The organism is Sharpea porci (assembly GCF_009695655.1).
Classification (GTDB): domain Bacteria; phylum Bacillota_I; class Bacilli_A; order Erysipelotrichales; family Coprobacillaceae; genus Sharpea; species Sharpea porci.
Window position 1 is genome coordinate 29,404 of sequence record NZ_VUNM01000017.1, and the last position, 19,071, is coordinate 48,474.

General features: G+C 37.7%; 21 protein-coding genes and 1 tRNA gene. 3 read left to right on the plus strand and 19 right to left on the minus strand.

Translation table 11 applies throughout. The annotated features are described in order from the left end of the window. Window positions 1-38 precede the first annotated feature (38 nt). Complete coding sequence (locus FYJ79_RS07915) at window positions 39-953, plus strand: 4-hydroxy-3-methylbut-2-enyl diphosphate reductase (protein WP_154516510.1); 915 nt, start codon at window positions 39-41, stop codon at window positions 951-953. Window positions 954-962: 9 nt separating this feature from the next. Here FYJ79_RS07915 and FYJ79_RS07920 read toward each other — a convergent pair whose 3' ends face one another. The 14 genes from FYJ79_RS07920 to FYJ79_RS07985 form a co-directional block, all read right to left on the minus strand. After that, window positions 963-1,586: an NUDIX hydrolase gene (locus FYJ79_RS07920; protein WP_154516513.1), complete on the minus strand. Its 624-nt coding sequence runs from the start codon at window positions 1,584-1,586 to the stop codon at window positions 963-965. A 45-nt stretch (window positions 1,587-1,631) separates the two neighbouring features. Further along, on the minus strand, window positions 1,632-2,084 hold the full coding sequence (locus tag FYJ79_RS07925; RefSeq protein WP_154516516.1) for an NUDIX hydrolase: 453 nt from the start codon (window positions 2,082-2,084) through the stop codon (window positions 1,632-1,634). Next, a complete protein-coding gene (locus FYJ79_RS07930) occupies window positions 2,081-2,824 on the minus strand; it encodes a Nif3-like dinuclear metal center hexameric protein (protein ID WP_321042827.1) in 744 nt (247 codons plus the stop codon). Before FYJ79_RS07930 ends, FYJ79_RS07925 begins: the two co-directional genes overlap by 4 nt. Further along, window positions 2,821-3,492, minus strand: a complete 672-nt coding sequence (locus FYJ79_RS07935; protein WP_154516519.1) for a tRNA (adenine(22)-N(1))-methyltransferase — start codon at window positions 3,490-3,492, stop codon at window positions 2,821-2,823. Before FYJ79_RS07935 ends, FYJ79_RS07930 begins: the two co-directional genes overlap by 4 nt. Further along, window positions 3,492-4,745: an RNA polymerase sigma factor RpoD gene (gene rpoD / locus FYJ79_RS07940; protein WP_154516522.1), complete on the minus strand. Its 1,254-nt coding sequence runs from the start codon at window positions 4,743-4,745 to the stop codon at window positions 3,492-3,494. The genes FYJ79_RS07935 and rpoD overlap by 1 nt, the downstream gene beginning before the upstream one ends. After that, window positions 4,745-6,532, minus strand: a complete 1,788-nt coding sequence (dnaG, locus tag FYJ79_RS07945) for a DNA primase (protein WP_154516525.1) — start codon at window positions 6,530-6,532, stop codon at window positions 4,745-4,747. The genes rpoD and dnaG overlap by 1 nt, the downstream gene beginning before the upstream one ends. A 15-nt stretch (window positions 6,533-6,547) precedes the next feature. After that, window positions 6,548-7,921 (minus strand): glycine--tRNA ligase, encoded by a 1,374-nt coding sequence (locus FYJ79_RS07950; protein WP_154516528.1) that lies wholly within the window; start codon window positions 7,919-7,921, stop codon window positions 6,548-6,550. Between the two features lie 125 nt (window positions 7,922-8,046). Beyond that, window positions 8,047-8,925 (minus strand): alpha/beta hydrolase, encoded by an 879-nt coding sequence (locus tag FYJ79_RS07955; RefSeq protein ID WP_154516531.1) that lies wholly within the window; start codon window positions 8,923-8,925, stop codon window positions 8,047-8,049. Window positions 8,926-8,949: 24 nt separating this feature from the next. Then, window positions 8,950-9,687, minus strand: a complete 738-nt coding sequence (recO, locus tag FYJ79_RS07960) for a DNA repair protein RecO (RefSeq protein ID WP_154516534.1) — start codon at window positions 9,685-9,687, stop codon at window positions 8,950-8,952. Then, complete coding sequence (gene era / locus FYJ79_RS07965; RefSeq protein ID WP_154516537.1) at window positions 9,665-10,558, minus strand: GTPase Era; 894 nt, start codon at window positions 10,556-10,558, stop codon at window positions 9,665-9,667. Before era ends, recO begins: the two co-directional genes overlap by 23 nt. Then, the gene (locus tag FYJ79_RS07970) at window positions 10,558-10,956 is read right to left on the minus strand and encodes a cytidine deaminase (RefSeq protein WP_154516540.1); all 399 of its coding nucleotides are present in this window, start codon (window positions 10,954-10,956) and stop codon (window positions 10,558-10,560) included. The genes era and FYJ79_RS07970 overlap by 1 nt, the downstream gene beginning before the upstream one ends. 1 nt (window position 10,957) lies before the next feature. Beyond that, complete coding sequence (gene ybeY, locus FYJ79_RS07975) at window positions 10,958-11,422, minus strand: rRNA maturation RNase YbeY (RefSeq protein WP_154516543.1); 465 nt, start codon at window positions 11,420-11,422, stop codon at window positions 10,958-10,960. Then, complete coding sequence (locus FYJ79_RS07980; RefSeq protein WP_154516546.1) at window positions 11,419-13,461, minus strand: cysteine peptidase family C39 domain-containing protein; 2,043 nt, start codon at window positions 13,459-13,461, stop codon at window positions 11,419-11,421. Before FYJ79_RS07980 ends, ybeY begins: the two co-directional genes overlap by 4 nt. A gap of 54 nt (window positions 13,462-13,515) precedes the next feature. Next, complete coding sequence (locus FYJ79_RS07985; RefSeq protein WP_154516549.1) at window positions 13,516-14,685, minus strand: aspartate aminotransferase family protein; 1,170 nt, start codon at window positions 14,683-14,685, stop codon at window positions 13,516-13,518. Window positions 14,686-14,850: 165 nt separating this feature from the next. On the opposite strand from FYJ79_RS07985, the gene FYJ79_RS07990 reads away from it, so the two are divergent. Beyond that, window positions 14,851-16,059: an NADP-dependent isocitrate dehydrogenase gene (locus FYJ79_RS07990; RefSeq protein WP_154516552.1), complete on the plus strand. Its 1,209-nt coding sequence runs from the start codon at window positions 14,851-14,853 to the stop codon at window positions 16,057-16,059. Window positions 16,060-16,095: 36 nt separating this feature from the next. Here the strand turns inward: FYJ79_RS07990 and FYJ79_RS07995 are convergent, their stop codons facing one another. From FYJ79_RS07995 to FYJ79_RS08010, 4 genes are all read right to left on the minus strand, one after another. Next, the gene (locus FYJ79_RS07995) at window positions 16,096-16,698 is read right to left on the minus strand and encodes a hypothetical protein (RefSeq protein WP_154516555.1); all 603 of its coding nucleotides are present in this window, start codon (window positions 16,696-16,698) and stop codon (window positions 16,096-16,098) included. Next, a complete protein-coding gene (locus FYJ79_RS08000; protein ID WP_154516559.1) occupies window positions 16,688-17,086 on the minus strand; it encodes a hypothetical protein in 399 nt (132 codons plus the stop codon). Before FYJ79_RS08000 ends, FYJ79_RS07995 begins: the two co-directional genes overlap by 11 nt. A 48-nt stretch (window positions 17,087-17,134) precedes the next feature. Continuing rightward, window positions 17,135-17,410, minus strand: a complete 276-nt coding sequence (locus FYJ79_RS08005; protein WP_154516563.1) for a hypothetical protein — start codon at window positions 17,408-17,410, stop codon at window positions 17,135-17,137. Window positions 17,411-17,581: 171 nt separating this feature from the next. Next, a tRNA-His gene (locus FYJ79_RS08010) sits at window positions 17,582-17,657 on the minus strand. A gap of 124 nt (window positions 17,658-17,781) precedes the next feature. Between FYJ79_RS08010 and FYJ79_RS08015 the strand changes: the two genes are divergently transcribed. Continuing rightward, on the plus strand, window positions 17,782-18,468 hold the full coding sequence (locus FYJ79_RS08015) for a hypothetical protein (RefSeq protein ID WP_195837043.1): 687 nt from the start codon (window positions 17,782-17,784) through the stop codon (window positions 18,466-18,468). Between the two features lie 35 nt (window positions 18,469-18,503). Here the strand turns inward: FYJ79_RS08015 and FYJ79_RS08020 are convergent, their stop codons facing one another. Beyond that, window positions 18,504-18,917, minus strand: coding sequence for an Hsp20/alpha crystallin family protein (locus FYJ79_RS08020; protein ID WP_154516569.1), 414 nt, complete (start codon window positions 18,915-18,917; stop codon window positions 18,504-18,506). Window positions 18,918-19,071: the final 154 nt, after the last annotated feature.

The window sequence follows — 19,071 nt, forward strand, 5'->3', positions numbered from 1 at the left end:
CAAGAATTGATAGGCTTAAAGTAGAAAAGAGGTATACCATGAAAGTAACTGGAATTACACCAAGAGGTTATTGTAAAGGGGTTGTCCGTGCTATCAACATTGCCAAAGAAGCAGCCAAAAGCCATAAGCCCCTCTATATCCTTGGAATGATTGTTCATAATGAATATATTGTCAATGCTCTCAAAGACTTAGGGGCGATCACGATTGAAGATGCTTCCAAGACAAGACTAGAACTCTTGGATGAAGTTCATGAAGGCACCGTTGTCATTACTGCCCATGGGGCTGGGGATGAAGTTACACAAAAAGCCCTCGCAAAAGGGCTAAATGTAATCGATGCAAGCTGCTTAGATGTCATAAAGACCCATGATTTGATTAAAGAGGAACTTAAGGAAGGCTATGAAGTGCTCTATATCGGCAAAAAGGGTCATCCTGAAAGTGAAGGGGCACTGATGATTGATCCTGAACATATTCATCTGATCACCAAGAAAGAAGATTTTGATGACGTTGATCCACATAAGAAATATATCATCACTAACCAGACAACAATGTCACTCTTTGATGTCTATGATTTATGTGAATATGCGAAAAGGATTCTTGATGATGTCACAATAGAACAAGAAATCTGTAATGCGACAAAGATTAGACAAGAAGCTATTAAGAATATGGATGATGATATTGATATTGTCTTTATTGTCGGAGATCCTCATTCCAATAACACGAAGAAGCTTGCTTCAATAAGTCAAAAACAAGCTGGTAAAGAGACATATATGATTGGTTCTATTGATGAACTTGATGTCAACTTACTCAAAGGAAAACACCATGCCGCTATCAGTTCAGGTGCTTCAACACCAACAAGTCTGACAAATCAGATTATTAACTTTATTCGTCAATTTGATGAAAATGATCCCACAACCTATATCAAACCAACAATTGATTACAACAAAATACTTTAAAAGCGATGGCTACTTGTCATCGCTTTTCATATAATCTTTCATTTTTTGAATAAACTTATAAGTAATTTCAGCTGTAATCCCCCAGATAACTTCATCATCATACTGATAGAAGAGTAAGTCTCTTTTCATAGTCATGAAGGGATAATCCTTTCCTCCAACCAATTCATAAGGGAAGTTCTCTTCAAGAAAAGGTTTATAAACCATCTTATGCACTTCAGGCTCATTATTAAGAAAATAAGACAACGGGACTTTAAAGACATGATCAACTTCATCTTTCGAAAATGTATTGTGATAGTCATGCAAGATGCCTATAAAAGGCCAGATAACACGTCCATTGACACTTAGATGGCCATCAAGTGCACTTATGATTTCTACGTTTTTTTCATCGATAAGCAATTCTTCACATGTTTCGCGAAGAGCTGCTTTTTTGCGTTTTTCATGTTTCTCTAAACGACCACCAGGAAAGCAGACTTCCAATGGCTGAGTGATATGAGCAGAACGCACTTCATAGAGAACATAGACTTCTCCCCTTTCTTCAATGAGGGGAATAAGGACGCTTGAAGCTCCTTTATGCTTATAGGCAAGAGCAGGTTTATGGTTTTCTGCTTGTAGCTTTTTTAAGATATCATGCATTTAATCACTTCCTTTTTATATTCTAACATACTCAAAATAAACAGCTCAATGTTCTTCATAGCTGACAAGATGGTCATTTTGATAGACAACTTTCGCGTCATGAACCTTGTCATCATCAAGCCAGGAAAGATAGTGATGATCAGCTTCCCATGTTGGTAATGTTCCGACCTCTTCATCATTTACCCAATGTAACTCCCCTTCATTTGTTTCATGAAGTTCGCCTGAGAAATCTGTTGATGTATAAATGAACATCAATTCATCTTCCCCATAATACAGTCCTGGAAATGTCACCATTCCGACAAAGCGTGCACTATGAATCATATAGCCGGTCTCTTCATATGTTTCCCTTACTGCACATTCATAGGGTGATTCACCTGGTTTTAGCTTTCCCCCAACACCAATCCACTTTCCTTCATTGATGTCTTTTTCTTTCTTGTTGCGATAAAGGAGTAATGTCTGGTTATTGCGTTTGAGATAAACGAGTGTTGTGAGAATCATAAGTACTGATAGTAGTCCGGTGACGTGCTTTCAACGACTTCCAGGCTACTTTCCTCTCTCAATATATCAGCGAGCTTCTTAACCATAATGACTTCAACATGATGACCAACATCCACCAAGAGAAAATCATCATCATATGCCTGCATACCTGCATGATATTTTAAATCCCCTGTGACATAGGCATCAACTTGGTTCTTTAAGACATCGATATAGTCGCTTCCTGAACCACCACATACAGCCACACTTTGTATTGCGTCTTTCTTACCTGCAACCTTGACAACATCAACATGTAATGTCTGCTTAAGATGGCTGACAAAATCATTCATGCTCATAGGTTGAGAAAGCTGACCTTTACGCACCAAACCATCATCTTCGCAAACTTCAATATGTCTTAGCTGCATAGCTTCTGCTAGCCAAACATTCATAGCAACCTTATCCAGGTTGGTATGAGCGGAATAAATGGCAATATGATGAATGATAGCTTTTTGAATAAACCGGCCTGTTGAAGTCTTAAAATCAAGATCAAGCTTATTGAATAAGAAAGGATGATGTGTAATCAACATATCACAGCCTTGATCAATAGCTTCATCTAATGTACGTATATCCGCATCTAGTCCAACCATGATTTTTGATACTTTCTGTTGACGATCACCCAACTGAAAGCCCGTTTTATCCCATTCTTCTTGTATATGTTCAGGAAAATGGCTTTGCATTATATCAATAATATCTTGTACAATCACGCTAACACCTTCTCTATCTTTTTAATCATTTTCATAACCTGTGTACGTTTAGGATGTCCTTCAGGCAAAGAAGCAATAATTTTCTTTTGAACATTTAATTCAAATTGCCATTTTTGCCTAAAGAGGTTGTTTTTCTTTTTACGGTTTATTGGCCCAAAGAGAAGATCATCTTCATCAAGAACCATTTCTCCCTTTTCTACGATCATATATTCATAAATATGATGAGCATCTTCTACAAGATCCTCATCAATAATATGAAAGTGATGCTTTTCTAAATAGGCTCGTAATTCTGATAAGCCATTGTTGGCTTGTAGAAAGAAACGATGATCATGCATCTCTTTATGCGCATCCAAGATTTCTATCATCAACATTCCACCCATGCCACAAATAGAAATCATATCCACCTCTTTATCGACAATGGGATCCAACCCATTGCCTAACAAGGGAATAATTTGGTCTTCCATATGATGAGTCATGATTGTTTGCTTGGAAGAAACTAAAGGTCCCTTAGCTACATCACAGGCATAAGCCTTTTCAATCACACCTTGATCATATAGAAAACAAGGCAGATAAGCATGATCAGTGCCAATATCTGCCAAGATTGTTCCCTGCTTATATTGCGCAATAGCCTGAGCAATCGCAAGCAAGCGTTTGGAATGTAATTTCATTACTTGTCTAAGAAATCCTTTAAACGTTTAGAACGTGATGGATGTTTCAGTTTTCTTAAAGCCTTAGCTTCAATCTGTCTGATACGTTCTCTTGTGACATTGAATTCCTTACCTACTTCTTCAAGTGTTCTTGTACGACCATCATCAAGACCAAATCTCAATCTTAAGACTTTTTCTTCACGATCAGTTAATTCAAGAAGCACTTCATTCAATTCATCCTTGAGTAATTCATTGGATGCATAGTCATCAGGAGACATAGCCCCTTCATCTTCCAAGAAATCACCTAAATGTGAATCATCTTCTTCTCCAATTGGTGTTTCAAGGGAAACAGGTTCTAAGGAAATCTTCTGAATATCACGGACTTTTTCAGGTGTCATGCCTTCCATCTTATCGGCAATTTCTTCAGCCGTTGGTTCTCTGCCAAGTTCCTGAATGAGCTGACGCTGAACACGTGTAAGCTTATTGATGGTTTCAACCATATGAACAGGAATACGGATTGTTCTTGCCTGGTCGGCAATAGCTCTCGTGATGGCTTGTCTGATCCACCATGTGGCATAAGTTGAGAATTTAAAGCCCTTTGTATAGTCGAACTTTTCAACAGCCTTAATAAGACCCATATTTCCTTCCTGAATCAAATCCAAGAAAAGCATGCCACGACCTACATAACGCTTAGCGATAGATACAACCAATCTTAAGTTAGCAGCAGCAAGTTTCTTCTTAGCTTCCTCGTCGCCTTCCTGAATCTTTCTAGCGAGTTCAACTTCTTCTTCCTGGGTTAAGAGGTCAACAGTACCGATTTCCTTCAAGTACATCTTGACAGGATCGCTGATCTTGACATTTGAGCCTAGCTGACTGTCATCATCAGTCTTGGCATCTTCCAACATATTCATGGTATCACCCATGTCTAAGTCGGCATCAAAGTCTAAATCAGGCATATCAGCATCACTATCGCCACCTAAGCCATCAAGATCATCAAGGCTTTCAAGATCATCCAAATCACTTGTGCCACTCATGATGTCATCGTCATCAACTTCTAAATCATCAAGACCATCATCTTCTACAAGTTCAATTTCTGGATGTCCACTAATGAATTCTTGTAATTCATCAATAGTTTCTTCATCTAAATCATATTTTGTGAATAACTCATCAACATCATCACTAGATAACTTGCCATCATTGGCCTTTGATTCTTCTAGAATGAGGTTTTTAAGATCATCAACAGTAACGCCTTTTACACTTTTCTTTTTAGCCATTACATAGTCTCCTTCTTTAACTCATTTATCTCTTGAAGTATGGCAGCTTGTTGTTTAGGATCAAGGACATGTTGGAACTGATCCAAAAGCTGTTTCTTCTTTAATTCAATCGCATTTTCACCAATCGTCTTAATATAATCACGAATGGCATCTTGTTGGTTGCTGGCAGGTAAAGGCAACTGGATATTGGATATTTCTACAATCGCCTGGACAAGAATATTCTTCTTCTGTTCACTAATACGATCAGAAAGAATACGGTCAATCAGATTGGCTTCATCCATGACATTATTCTTGCGATAATAATCCACAATATAGCTTGCCACAACACGGTAAACATCATTGTACATGAAGCCTGCCTTCGCTTTATACTGCTCGGCCACTTCTTTATCATTCAACATATAGAAAAGCAAGTTTCTTTCGGCCTGGATATATTTATCCACAAGCATTCTTGTTTCTTCTATCTGTCTAACAACCGGTGCATATTCTTGTGGTTTCTCGATTTGTTTATTCTGGAGGTGATTAAGAATGATTTCTCTTGAGAATTGGGTGAGATTGGACAATTTTGTCACACAATCATCAATTTGTTTATCATCCGTCATTTGGCTAATGACTTCAACACCCCGATCAAATAACTTTGAACGATCATCATAGTTACGTAAATCCAGTCTGCCTGACTCAAAAAGCATCAGGAAATCAAATGGTGTTAGCTCATCTCTTAAGAGACGATCCAAGCCATCTTTGCCATCCGTCTTAAAGATTTCATCGGGATCATGACCGTCAGGCAAAAGAATGATACGCACTTCAAAGCCATTTTTCACCAAGAAATCACAGGATTTCATGGCGGCATTCTGTCCTGCTGCATCACCATCTAGACAAAGGACGATCTTTTTCGTCATCCTCTTCAACATGCGCACATGTCCATTTGTCAAAGCTGTTCCCATCAAGGCAATACAGTTGTCATGCTTGGCACGATGCATCGCAATGACATCCATAAACCCTTCATTAATATAGACAAAGCCTGCTTCCCTGGCTGGACGCAAAGCATTATGGTAGTTATAGAGGGTCTGACCTTTAATGAAGATCTCACTTTCTGGTGAGTTCATGTATTTGGCGCCTTCTTGATTTGGGCGATAAATTCTGCCCGAGAAGCCAACGACACGTCCCTGTTCATCCCATAATGGGAAGATGATACGATCGCTGAATCGATCATAATGCTGGTGGGATTCAATAACTAAGCCTGAATTCTCCATCGCAATCGTATCGTACCCAAGCTTTGTGAAAGCATCAAAGAGAATATTTTTAGCTGGCGCATAGCCAATGCCAAACGTCTTGATGATTTCCTCATCAAAGCCACGATCATGCAAATAATCCTTAGCCGCAATACCAACTTGAGTATTTAAATAGTATGTATAAATTTTCTGTGCTTCTTCATGCATGTCATAATAAGGCTTAAGCTTATTGTCAACAGGAGCGACACGTTTTGTCAAATCATAGCCACTCATGTCTACATGACCCATTTCAGCCACCTTACCAACCGCTTCAATATAGCTTATATGTAGGTAGTTCTGTAAGAATGTAAAGACATTACCACCATTATGACAAACAAAACACATATAGATTTGTTTATTTTCTGAAATAGAAAGAGAGGGATGGGTATCTTCATGAAAAGGACAGATAGCGACATAATTTCTGCCCTTTTTCGTTAATGAAAGATACTGCCCCATGACATCAACGATATCAACACTCTGTCTGATTTCATCAATTTTTGCCTGTGGAATACGGGGCATACACTCCCTCCTTTATTATTTAAATGCGACGCGTTGAGCGATATAGTCTTTTAAATCCGCAATCTTCACACGTTCCTGTTTCATAGTATCACGGTCACGTACAGTAACTGCTTCATCTTCGAATGTATCAAAGTCAACTGTTACACATAATGGTGTACCAATCTCATCCTGACGACGATAACGTTTACCAATCTTACCAGAAACATCATATTCTGTATTGAAGTCTACAGATAATGCTGCATAAATAGCTTCTGCTTTTTCGCTTAATTTCTTTGTAAGTGGTAATACAGCCACCTTGATTGGTGCTAAAGCTGGATGTAAGTGCATTACGATTCTTGTATCGCCACCCTCTAATTCTTCTTCATCATATGCATCAGCAATAATTGACAAGAAGAGACGATCAGCACCTACTGATGGTTCAATGACATATGGGACATACTTTTCATGTGTTGTTGGATCAAGATAAGTGAGATCTTTCTTCGAATATTCCATATGTCTATTTAAATCATAGTCAGTACGATCCGCAATACCCCATAATTCACCCCAGCCAAATGGATAGAGGTATTCAATATCTGTTGTAGCTTTTGAATAGAATGATAATTCTTTTTGTTCATGATCTCTAAAACGTAAGTTTTCTTCCTTTAAACCTAAGTCCTTTAAGAAATTCATGCAGGCACTACGCCAATAGCTAAACCATTCTAAGTCTGTATCAGGTTTTGTGAAGAATTCAAGTTCCATCTGTTCAAATTCTCTTGTACGGAAAATGAAATTACCCGGTGTGATTTCATTACGGAATGATTTACCAATCTGACCAATACCAAATGGGACTTTCTTACGTGTTGTTCTTGCTACATTCTTGAAGTTAACGAAAATACCCTGGGCTGTTTCTGGTCTTAAGTAAACAGTGCTCTTGGCATCTTTGACAACACCCATAGATGTTTCAAACATTAATTCGAATTTTCTGATATCAGTGAAATCATGTCCACCACAATCAGGACAGGCAATATGATGTTCTCTAATATAGGCCATCATTTCTTCTGGTTCCATACCATCAGCATGCATATTAGGATCATAAGCTTCAATAAGTTTATCCGCTCTATGTCTCTTACCACATTGTTTACAGTCAATTAATGGGTCATTGAAATTACCAATATGACCACTTGCTTCCCATACTCTTGGATTCATAAAAATAGCTGAATCAATACCAACGTTATATGGTGATTCCTGAATAAAACGTTTCCACCAAGCACGTTTAATATTATTCTTTAATTCTACACCTAAAGGACCATAATCCCAGGTATTAGCTAAGCCATCATAGATTTCTGAACCCTGGTAGACAAAGCCGTTATTCTTCGCATGCGCGATGAGTTTTTCCATATCTAATGCCATCTTGAGCCTCCTAAGTTATCACAAAAATGATAAATGACCTAGCCTGAGCTAAGTCATTTCATAATATTTTAAAACATCTTATATGTACACTTATAGTAGTTATTTGTCAACCAACAATAAGTGTACTAATAATAAATATGATCATTTAGATAATCCAATATATCCTTATATAATTCTTCTCGTTCCACATCAAACATCAAATGATGACCACTCTGATAGTAGATCTTAGATTTCACTTCTTCAAAGCCTTCTTGTTGATACAAAGGACAAAGCCATTTATGATCAGCAGAGAAATGTGTCATGCCATCTTTCTTGCCACTGACAAAAAATATTGGTAAATGATGGGGAATATTCTGGAGTGTTTCAGTAGAATTACTCATTTCTACAAACTGATAAATATCTTCAAGAGCCTTTGAAGCATAAGTGAAGGCTTCATTGAACTGATCACGTCTTTTTTTGACAAGCCCGCTTTCATGGGTTGGTCGCAGTTTTAATAGACGGTTGTGGGAATGATAATGTGAGCCTTTTATACGCATATGCATTTTTGTAACCATTTTACGCAGCGTTAAATGGCTTAAATGCCGAATTGGGGAAAGAAGCATCAAACCTGATAAATATTCACCATACTGACTCGCATAAAGCAAGGCAATATTACTGCCTACACCTGAACCAAGCATAAAATAGAATGTATCAGGATATTTACGCATGATGATATTTTGAAGCTTGAAATAGTCCTGAATGACGGCTTGTGTGATATCGCCTTCACCAAAGTAACCTCGTTCAAAATTCACCAATGATTCACCATGTCCTACTAAGTCCGGAACGACTACGACATAGCCCTGACGGCTTAATACATTCGCAAAATGTTCATAATTATGTCTATTTTCACCTAAGTCATGCACCACAATCACAACAGCCTTAATTCTTAATACAATCGTTGGTTCATAGACTGAGAAATGGACTGTTGTCTTGAGGGCAGAGGTCATTGTATCTTCTCTTTTCATGGGGCGCCTCCATACTTGTGTCTATTATAGAATGCTTTTCACAAATTTTCTAGACCGGAGATTGACCCCACAGAATTCATCGACATAATATTCAAAGATTTTCTGAATAGGCCCAATATCCGCAAGATGCAGTTCATTAAGACGTTCAATAGGACATTTGTAGAGATAACGAATAGCCTGAAGCTGTTCTTTAGGCAGACGCAGATCATTAAGATGCATATGCTCATGACAGACAAATCCCCCACTCTCTAAAGAAAAGGCATCGACATGATGATTACCACACACAACACACCCATCCATCATTAGTTCCACACCATTTTCTTTCATGATAAAACAATTGATATAAGCATAAATAATACGATAATCATAGCCAATATCCAATGCTTCAAGAATACCCGCTAAGAATTGATAATGTTCAAGTGAAGGCTTGTTTTCTTCTTCATAGCGATAGAAATATTCTAAAAGATAGTTAGCGATAATCTCTGCTTCTATTGTTTTCTTGATATTTTGATAATAGTCTATCGCTGTCCCTCTAATCAGTGTAGAAAGACCATTATGCAAGGTAATTTCATATTCACCCTGGGTGATACTAAGCAAAGAAGGGGCATTCTTGCTGGTGAGCTTACGGCTTCCTCTTGCCCTGATTGTCAGCTTGCCAAATTCATAGGTATAGATTGTGACAAGTTGATCATTTTCTTTATAGGGCATTGCCTTTAAGACAATGCCCTTTGTGATTTCGCTATTTGTAGTCGTCCTCATCATAGCCAAATTCTTTCAGATATTTTGTTTTATTACGCCAGTTCTTTTCAACCTTGACAAAGAGTTCAAGATGCACTGTCTTGCCGACAAAGCGTGTCATCTGACGTCTTGCCTGTTCTCTGATTTTCTTAATCATCGCACCCTGTTTACCAATAATGATACCTTTCTGGCTTGGTCGATCGACTATAATGGCTGCCATAATAGAAATCTCTTTCTCATTTTCTTCCCATGATTCCACAACAATAGCCACATCATGAGGAATTTCCTGACGTGTAAAATAGAGAATACGTTCACGAATAAATTCCGCAAGAATAAACTGTTCAGGATGATCAGTAATCATATCCTTAGGGTAAATGGCTTCCCCTTCTGGTAAAACATCTTTAAGTGTTTTGACAAGTTCATCGACATTATCCCCACTCTTTGCTGAAATAGGAATGATACCGGCAAAATCAAAGAGCGATTGCCATTCTACAAGTTTTTCCATCAAGCGTTCTTTACTGACAAGATCACTCTTGTTGAGTGCTAAGAATACAGGACATTCCACCTTTTCAAGTCTTGAAAGGATGAATTTATCGCCCCGTCCGACACTTTCATCAACAGGTTCTACTAACACAACAGCATCCATATCAAGCATCGAATTCAAGGCATTCGCATTCATGAATGAGCCTAAGCCATCCTGTGGCTTATGAACACCTGGCGTATCTAAGAAGACAATCTGAGCCTCATCATCCGTTAAAATGCCCTGAACGGTATTACGTGTTGTCTGGGCTGTTGGGGATGTGATGACGAGCTTTCTTTTTAAGAGCTGGTTCAATAGTGTTGATTTTCCTACATTTGGTCTGCCGACAATACTGACAAATCCTGATTTATACATTAAAGGTCCTCCTCTAAGAACATTCTTGGTAATAATTCTTCCATATTTGTGACCTCATAGCGATCACGTGCACCTAAGATGACAGGTGTATGAGGATCTAAGAGTTCACTTAATACCTGGCGACATGCCCCACATGGTGAAATCAGTGTTGGCCCATCACCAACGATAGCTATAGCCACTATATCATCTTTCCTATAGCCCTGACAATATGCCCCATAAACCGCATTTCTTTCTGCGCACATTGTTGAACCAAAAGCCGCATTTTCAATATTACAGCCATGAATCAAATGACCATCACGTGTTTCCACACAAGCTCCAACAGGAAACTTTGAATAAGGGATATAAGCGTGCTTAGCTGCTCGATAAGCTTCGTCCACTAGATATTGATAATCTTTCATACTAACCCTCCCGCTTGATATCAAGCTTGTCCAAAATGACTTTCTGTAAATGGAACATTTCTTTTTCTTCTTCCTCAGTCATATGATCATAACCAAGTAAATGTAAACAACCATGACAGAACAAGAAACACATCTCTCTTCTTAATGAATGACCATATTCTATGGCCTGCGCTTTCGCATGATCAACAGAGATAAAGATATCTCCTAACTCCCTTGGCATACCTTCCATATAGAACTGCTCACTATCTTCTAAGGCAAAGCTAATGACATCAGTTGCACGGTCAATATGACGATAGTCACGATTTATTTCATGAATCTTTTCGTCATCAACGAGAATTACACTCATTTCAATATCATCTTTTATCTCGAGGACTTCTAAAGCTGTTTGAATAATAGCCTGAAAGTCTTCTTCATAATCTTCTTTAAAATCAGTTACTTCATTTTGATAAGCTAAATCAATATTCATCTTTTTACCTTTATTTCCTTTACTTTTCCATCCTCCATTATAACATATTCTTCCCCTTTATTCATTAAATTTAACTGATGTGTCACAATCACAAAAATTCGCTCAGGATAAGCCTTCATCATCTTATGCACAATTCTCTTCGCTTTACTAAAAGCAATCGAAGAAAAGACCTCATCAAATAGACAAACATCACTCTCTTTCAATAGACAACGGGCAATCTGAATAATCGCCTGTTGTCCTGAGGAAAATGGCTTACCATCCATTTCTAACTGATCATCAAGATGATAAAAGAGCTCTTCACTCTCTAATAGCGTTAAGACTTCTAGAATAGCTGTTTCGTCCTTGACACCTAGGTTCTCTCGCACACTGCCCTTAAGAAGACTCTCTCCCCTCGCACAATATGTCATATGTTTATAAAGCGAGACTTTCTTTAGCGTTCTGATTTCCTGATCATTGAGATAGATATTCCCTTTAAAACATTCATCCAAGCCCTTTAATAAATAAATCATTGTACTTTTGCCTGTCCCATTAGCCCCCATGATAAAGAGATTGTGGTCAATAGTGAGATCAAGATGCTTTAAGACATCGACATGATAACCATATCCATAAGTGACATGATCAAAGCGTATAGAGTGAATGGGTTGTTGCAGTTCTTCATTTCCATCATGTTGTTGTAAGCTAAATTCCTTAAAGCTTTCAAACAACAAGACATTTTCTTTATATGAGACCATGCTTGTCGCAAGTTCAATAATCGGTCCTTCCATCAAACTATAAAGCATATAGAAAGCAAGCAAGCTGCCCATACTTAACTTGGACATATGAAATAAATAGTAGCCTACTGTGAGAATAATGGTTGAGGAAAGAACATGAAGGATTTCTAAATGAGCGACAAAACGCTTTTTTTCTATTTCCTGATCTTCAACACTATTCGCTTCTTGTTCATAAGCATGTTCAAAACGCTTTTCCCATTTCTTCCCTGAAGCAAGCTGACGATAGAGATGTCTTGAAGAAATAAATTCCAACAATTCAGACATATGCTTATTATGTTTCTCATAGGTTGTCTTGTAGAGTTCAAAGAGTGTCTGTGAAGACTTTTTCACATAGAAAAAGATGACAAGAAAGCTCAAGAGGGCTGGCAATGCCATGATCGGAGAAATCCACAATAATGCCCCCAAAAGCAAGATAATCGTTAGAATATCAATACTAAAAGCTTCATAAAAACGTACTGTATAGGATGAAAGCTGGTAGAGATTGAGAAGTTTCGCTTGAATCATCCCCACATCACTGTTCAACAAGTGCTCAGGCAGGTGCAAGGCATTCACCATGGACTGATAGACAACTTCCTTATTAAGCGCCCGTTCAAAGTACACCGTCTTTTTATTTTTCATCTTTGTCAAGAGTATTTTTGTAAGACCTAACATACTATAGGCAATAAAAAGCGCAATTCCAAAGAATAGTGGTGTCTTAACTTTCATCTCATCAATCATCATACCAACAAGGCGACTTAAGGCAAAAGAAAGCAATGATGAGAGAATGGCATAGCGAATAAGCAAGCTTATTTCTTTTTGATAAAGCTTATATGTCTGTTTTAAGAAATCCTTATAGGTTACATCATGATACTCATAATAGCGACCAATATGTCTTACGGTAATCACAAAGCCAGAATATTTTTCTTCTAGTTCAGAAAGCGAAAGTGTCAACAAGCCCTTAGCTGGATCACCAATAACACATTGTTCACCTAGCTCATATAAAACGACAAAATGGCCAAGCTTCCCATCAATCAAATGCAAGATAGCTGGCAAAGTAATTGTATTGTCTGCAAGTTGTTTAAGTGATGCTTTATATGCTTTTGTTTCAACATGATAGGACTTCAATGTCTCAACAAGGCCCTTGATCGTTGTCCCACTGGCATCCACCCTTGTCTTGGTCTTTAATACGGTTGTATCTTCATCAATACCATAATACTTCAACAACATCTTTAAACAATAAACACCACAACTTCTTTCATCATCCTGCAAATAAATAGGATATCTACCCATAGAAAAAACACCTCCTATATATATATTTGTCAATAGAAGATGTTTTTCTCACACTTATTTTAAAATCTTTTCTAAAATAGCCATTGCCTGATCAATTTCTTGATGCGTAATAATGAGTGGGGGTAATAATCGAACAACATCATCCCCTGCCGATACAACAATCAAGCCAGCCGCAAGTGCTTCTTTGACATAAAAGCCACTCTTTGGTTCATCAATGACAATGCCCTGCATTAATCCTAACCCACGATGTCCAATGACATGACTGCATTTTGCTTCAAGTTCATCAAGCTTAGTCTCCAAATATTGTCCTGCTTCCTGTGCTTTTTCGACAATATGATCTTTTTCATAGATATCAAAAACTGCCGATACAGCCGCGCAGACAAATGGATTACCTCCATATGTCGACCCATGATCACCAGGTGTCATGGCATCACCATATTTCTTATTGGCCACAAAAGCTCCAACAGGTACACCACATCCCAGTGCCTTGGCAAGACAAACAATATCAGGCATGATATCAAACTGAAAATATGTCATCAAGCTACCCGTTCTTCCCATTCCAGATTGAACTTCATCAAGAATAAGACATAAGTCATTTTCATCACAAAGCGCTCTTAAGCCTTGTAGAAAAGCCTTGGTACAAGGATTGACACCACCTTCACCTTGAACCGGTTCAACAATAATAGCTGCTGTATGATCATTAATAAGTGCTTTAACACTTTCCAGATCATTCAAACTAGCATATTTTACACCTGTCATCAAAGGCCCAAATGCTTCCTGATAATGTGCATTTCCAGTAAGTTTGACAGCTCCAGTCGTACGGCCATGGAATGAGTGATGGAAAGAGATAATCTCACTATCTGCCTTTCCATGTTTTAAGAAATAATATTTACGAGCAAGCTTTAAAGCCCCTTCTATTGCTTCAGCACCTGAATTCGTAAAAAAGACCTGATCAAGTTTTGTCGCTTCAACAACCTTCTTGCTTGCTTCGAGAAGTGGTGGTGTATAGAAATAGTTAGAAACATGCAGGACCTTGTCCAATTGCTTATGCAAAGCATCATTGTAAGCCTGATAGCCATAGCCTAGCGCATTTACACCAATTCCAGCATAAAAATCCAAGTATTTCTTACCATTTGTATCATATAAATACACACCTTCACCATGATCAATGGCAACTTCATGACGACCATAGGCATGAATAAGATATTCATCATTTAACATCATACAACCCCCTTTGATATTGTGTACACTCTATCAAAATACACATTACTTTTCAATATTTCTCCCTATTTACCGAAGTATTTCTATTACTTTTGGCTTTTTCATAAATTTCTTGCATAATTGTATACAATCTGTGTATAATATCATCAATAAATGGAGGATACAGATATGGCTAAGATTCAGATGACAACGCCACTTGTAGAAATGGATGGCGATGAAATGACAAGAGTATTATGGAAGATGATTAAAGATGAGCTTATTCTTCCTTTTGTCGATTTGAAGAGTGAATATTATGATTTAGGTTTACCTCATCGTGATGAAACTAATGACCAGGTAACTATTGATGCCGCAAATGCCAATAAGAAATATGGTGTCTCAGTAAAGTGTGCTACAATTACGCCAAATGCACAGCGTATGGATGAATATAACTTACATGAAATGTGGAAATCCCCTAATGGGACAATACGTGCTATTTTAGATGGTACTGTCTTTAGAGCGCCAATCATGATTGATCCCATCAAGCCTGTTGTGAAAAACTGGGAAAAACCTATTACGATTGCCAGACATGCCTATGGGGATGTCTATAAATCAACAGAGATCAGAGTTCCAGGACCAGGCAAGGCAACATTAAATTTCAAAGGCGATGATGGGCAAGAAATCAGTCAGGAAATCTTTACATTTGAAGGGCCAGGTGTCTTACAAGGACAATATAATAAGGATGATTCTATTCGTTCTTTTGCCCGTAGTTGTTTCAATTATGCCCGTGATATGAAACAGGATCTTTGGTTTGGTGCTAAAGATACAATCAGCAAGAAATATGATCATCGCTTCAAAGATATCTTCCAAGAAATCTATGACAACGAATATAAGGAGAAGTTCGAAGCATCCAGCCTCACATATTTCTATTCACTTATCGATGATATTGTCGCTAGAGTTATTCGTTCCAAGGGTGGTTTTATTTGGGCATGTAAGAACTATGATGGTGATGTGATGAGTGATATGATTTCAACAGCCTTTGGATCACTTGCGATGATGACAAGTGTCCTTGTTTCTCCTGAAGGCAATTATGAATATGAAGCAGCCCACGGTACAGTGACACGTCACTACTATCGCTATCTTAAAGGTGAAGCCACTTCTACAAATCCAATGGCAACAATCTTTGCCTGGAGTGGAGCTTTAAGAAAACGTGGGGAAAAAGATCATTTGCCTGATTTAATGCGTTTTGGTGATAAGCTTGAAGAAGCTTGTTTGAATACATTAAATAGTGGCGTTATGACTAAAGATCTTTCTGCTCTGGCAACTGGTGTTGAAGTTAAACAGGTGAATTCTGAAGAATTCTTAAAAGCAATTCGCCAGGAACTTGAAAAGCTCTTATAAATAAAGAAGCGCTCTCGCCTAGACGAGAGCGTTTTTCTATCCTAGAAACATATAATATCCCGGTAAAATCATAATCTTGAAAGGAAAATAAAACAATAAGCCATAAAGACAAACCATCACCATTTGTTTCATGTTCTGGTAAAGAAGAATCACCCCAAAAACAAGAAAGACCAGATCATAAAGCGAACTAATCGCCAAATGATTCAAAGCAATATTCAAACCATAAACAAGCAAGAAGCCTAAAGCAGCCCCCGCTATCATTTCACTGACTTGTCCTTTTCCACGGCTATACCATAGCCCAATCGCTACAATAATGACAATCACAAACCCAACGATTGTCTTTTGATCAGGCTGGTAGTTCATAGAAATCATCGCTTGTATATGTTTTCCAACAATCATTCCCCCATAAAAACATAAAGAACGCAACGTTCCCACAAGTGGTGAATAGGAAAAGAGCACTAAAGCCATCATCACAACAAGAATAAAATTAGCCTGATCAATAAAAGACAACGCTGTGACCGATTGATTCTTGACAAGAAAACTTATACCAACACTGAGCAATAATATAATCAGGTCTTCTTTAAAAACTTGTAGCCAGCTTGGCTTTTTCCCAGATATCTTACGTATTCTATTTGCCATAGCCAAATAATATCAAATTCTCAAAAGGCAGCATCTTGGCCATCAGCTCATTGACATCCTGATCCTGATAAGAAATTTTCTCACCCATTTTCCCAGAGAACCAGCGGTATCCTGTTTCATCTTTGACAATAATCTCCCAGCTATTGTCTTCAAGTGAAGCAATAATAGGTGATGTTTTATGAAAAGACTGTTCAATTAGATCAAGAATAGCCTGTCCATCAAGGTCTGCTTCTTCCTTCCCTTTTTCAACCATCTTCTGATCAAGCTTATATCTCGTTAAGGTGGCATGTGTTGGTGTGATATTCAATGTCTGCTGCGCATCCACTCCAGCTTCAGGCATATGTTTCACACTGACATTATTAGAAATAATCGTAGCTCCAGTAATCATAAATAACCTCCATTCCTATTCTATCATTAATCATTTTCTAAAAAAATATTAAGGTTGATGGGATTCAATAAACCAGCGATTCTTTTCATAGAAAAGACGGCGTTCATGACCGGAAATACGCACATCATAGCGAATACCACAGCCTCCCACTTCACTCACAGCCTTCTTAATTTGGTGTACTTTGTCAATTTTATAGAGCTTTCTTCCATTTTCATCATCCCAGGCAAGATATAGCGGTAACATCTGACCATCCTTTTTCATAACCGTAATGACATCTACATAACGTTTATATAAATGTAGATAATCCCCATTCGTCGCATTCATAGAATCACCTCTCTATTAAGAGTATGACATATTCAATCTATTTATGCAACATAATTATGTTTATATGTTTCATTATATATTTTATATTGTAATATAGAATATTTTAGAAGAATATATAAAGAATTTAAGAAGACAAAAAAGATCTGCCTAAGCAGATCTCTATCTTCTAAATGGGGCGGATAATCGGGTTCGAACCGACGCATGCCGGAGCCACAATCCGGTGTGTTAACCACTTCACCATATCCGCCATCTCTTGAAGACAAGTGATATAATACATGATATGAAGTTGTTTGTAAAGGGGTAAATATATTTTTTTCAAAAAGATGTCTTAAAGAGGCTTTTATGTTAGAATGAAAGTGGAGGTTATGAGGATGAAAAAACGATTCAAAAGCTTATCTCTCATACTACTTGCCTTTCTATTGTCCGGATGCATGAAGATGAATATGACCCTTGATGTTTCAGGTAATGGCAAAGTCAAGACAAGTGTACGTATGCTTGCTAGTGAGGATACGTTGAAAACAAGTGGTATGAAGGAAAGCGAATTTACCGAAAGCTTAAAAAAACAATTCACGAAAAATAATAAAGATGTTTCTGCCCACGTCATTAAAGAGACGCATGATGGAAAAAAATATATTGGTGTTGAAGCTAGCAATGCCATGAGTTCTTCTATCAAGGCTGTCGTAAAAAACGGCCGTGTGCAAGTGACAATCCCTATGAAGACTTTCACTTCCGCCCTCACTGATAACAATATTACATCGGGGACACTCAACAATTTCAACATGAATGAAGAATCACTCAAGAAGAATGGTGTTGAAATGAAATTAGTCTTTAATATGCCTGATAAAGCTAAAAGTAATATTGGCGAAGTTAAAGGCAATAAAGTGACTGTCGATCTTTTGCATGAAATCTTAAAGACGGATGCGAAAGCTGAGAATATTGTTGTAAGCAGTAAGACAGGTAAGACATTTGACGCAAAGATATTATTTCTTATTATTGGGGGTCTTGCCTTAATCATCGCTATTATTCTTTATGCTTTAAAGAAGTCCAAAAAGAAATAAAAAGAGACTGTTGCATCATGCAGCAGTCTTTTGCTTTATTCAATAGCGATAAAGTGATTCTCTTCAACCTGCTCAGGTGTTTCCTTAGGCAAGCATATCAACAATTCACCATTATCAAATTTCGCATTAATATCTTCAGGCTTATAATTTTCACCAACATAGAAGCTACGGCTACAAGTGCCATGATATCTTTCACTACGAATGATATTGCCCTTGTCATCCTTATCTTCGTTGGACTCGTTGGCATCAGCAGAAACATTCAAATAGCCATCTTTTAATTCGACATGAATATGATCCTTATCATATCCTGGAAGTTCAATAGCTAATTGATACTGTCCATCCACTTCTTTAATATCCGTACGCATTGTATTAATACTCTTAGTAGGTGTTAAGAAATCAGAATCAAATATATCATCAAACAAATTATCTAATGTAGGTAAGTAACGCATAATAACATCTCCTTTTCATTGCTTGTCTTTCATGCATTAACCAATTGGAATAAAGTGTTTCTCTTCAACAGCTTTTTCATCAGCCTTTGGTAAGGTGATGATCAATTCACCATTATCGAATTTCGCATTGATATCACTTTCCTTGATGCCATCA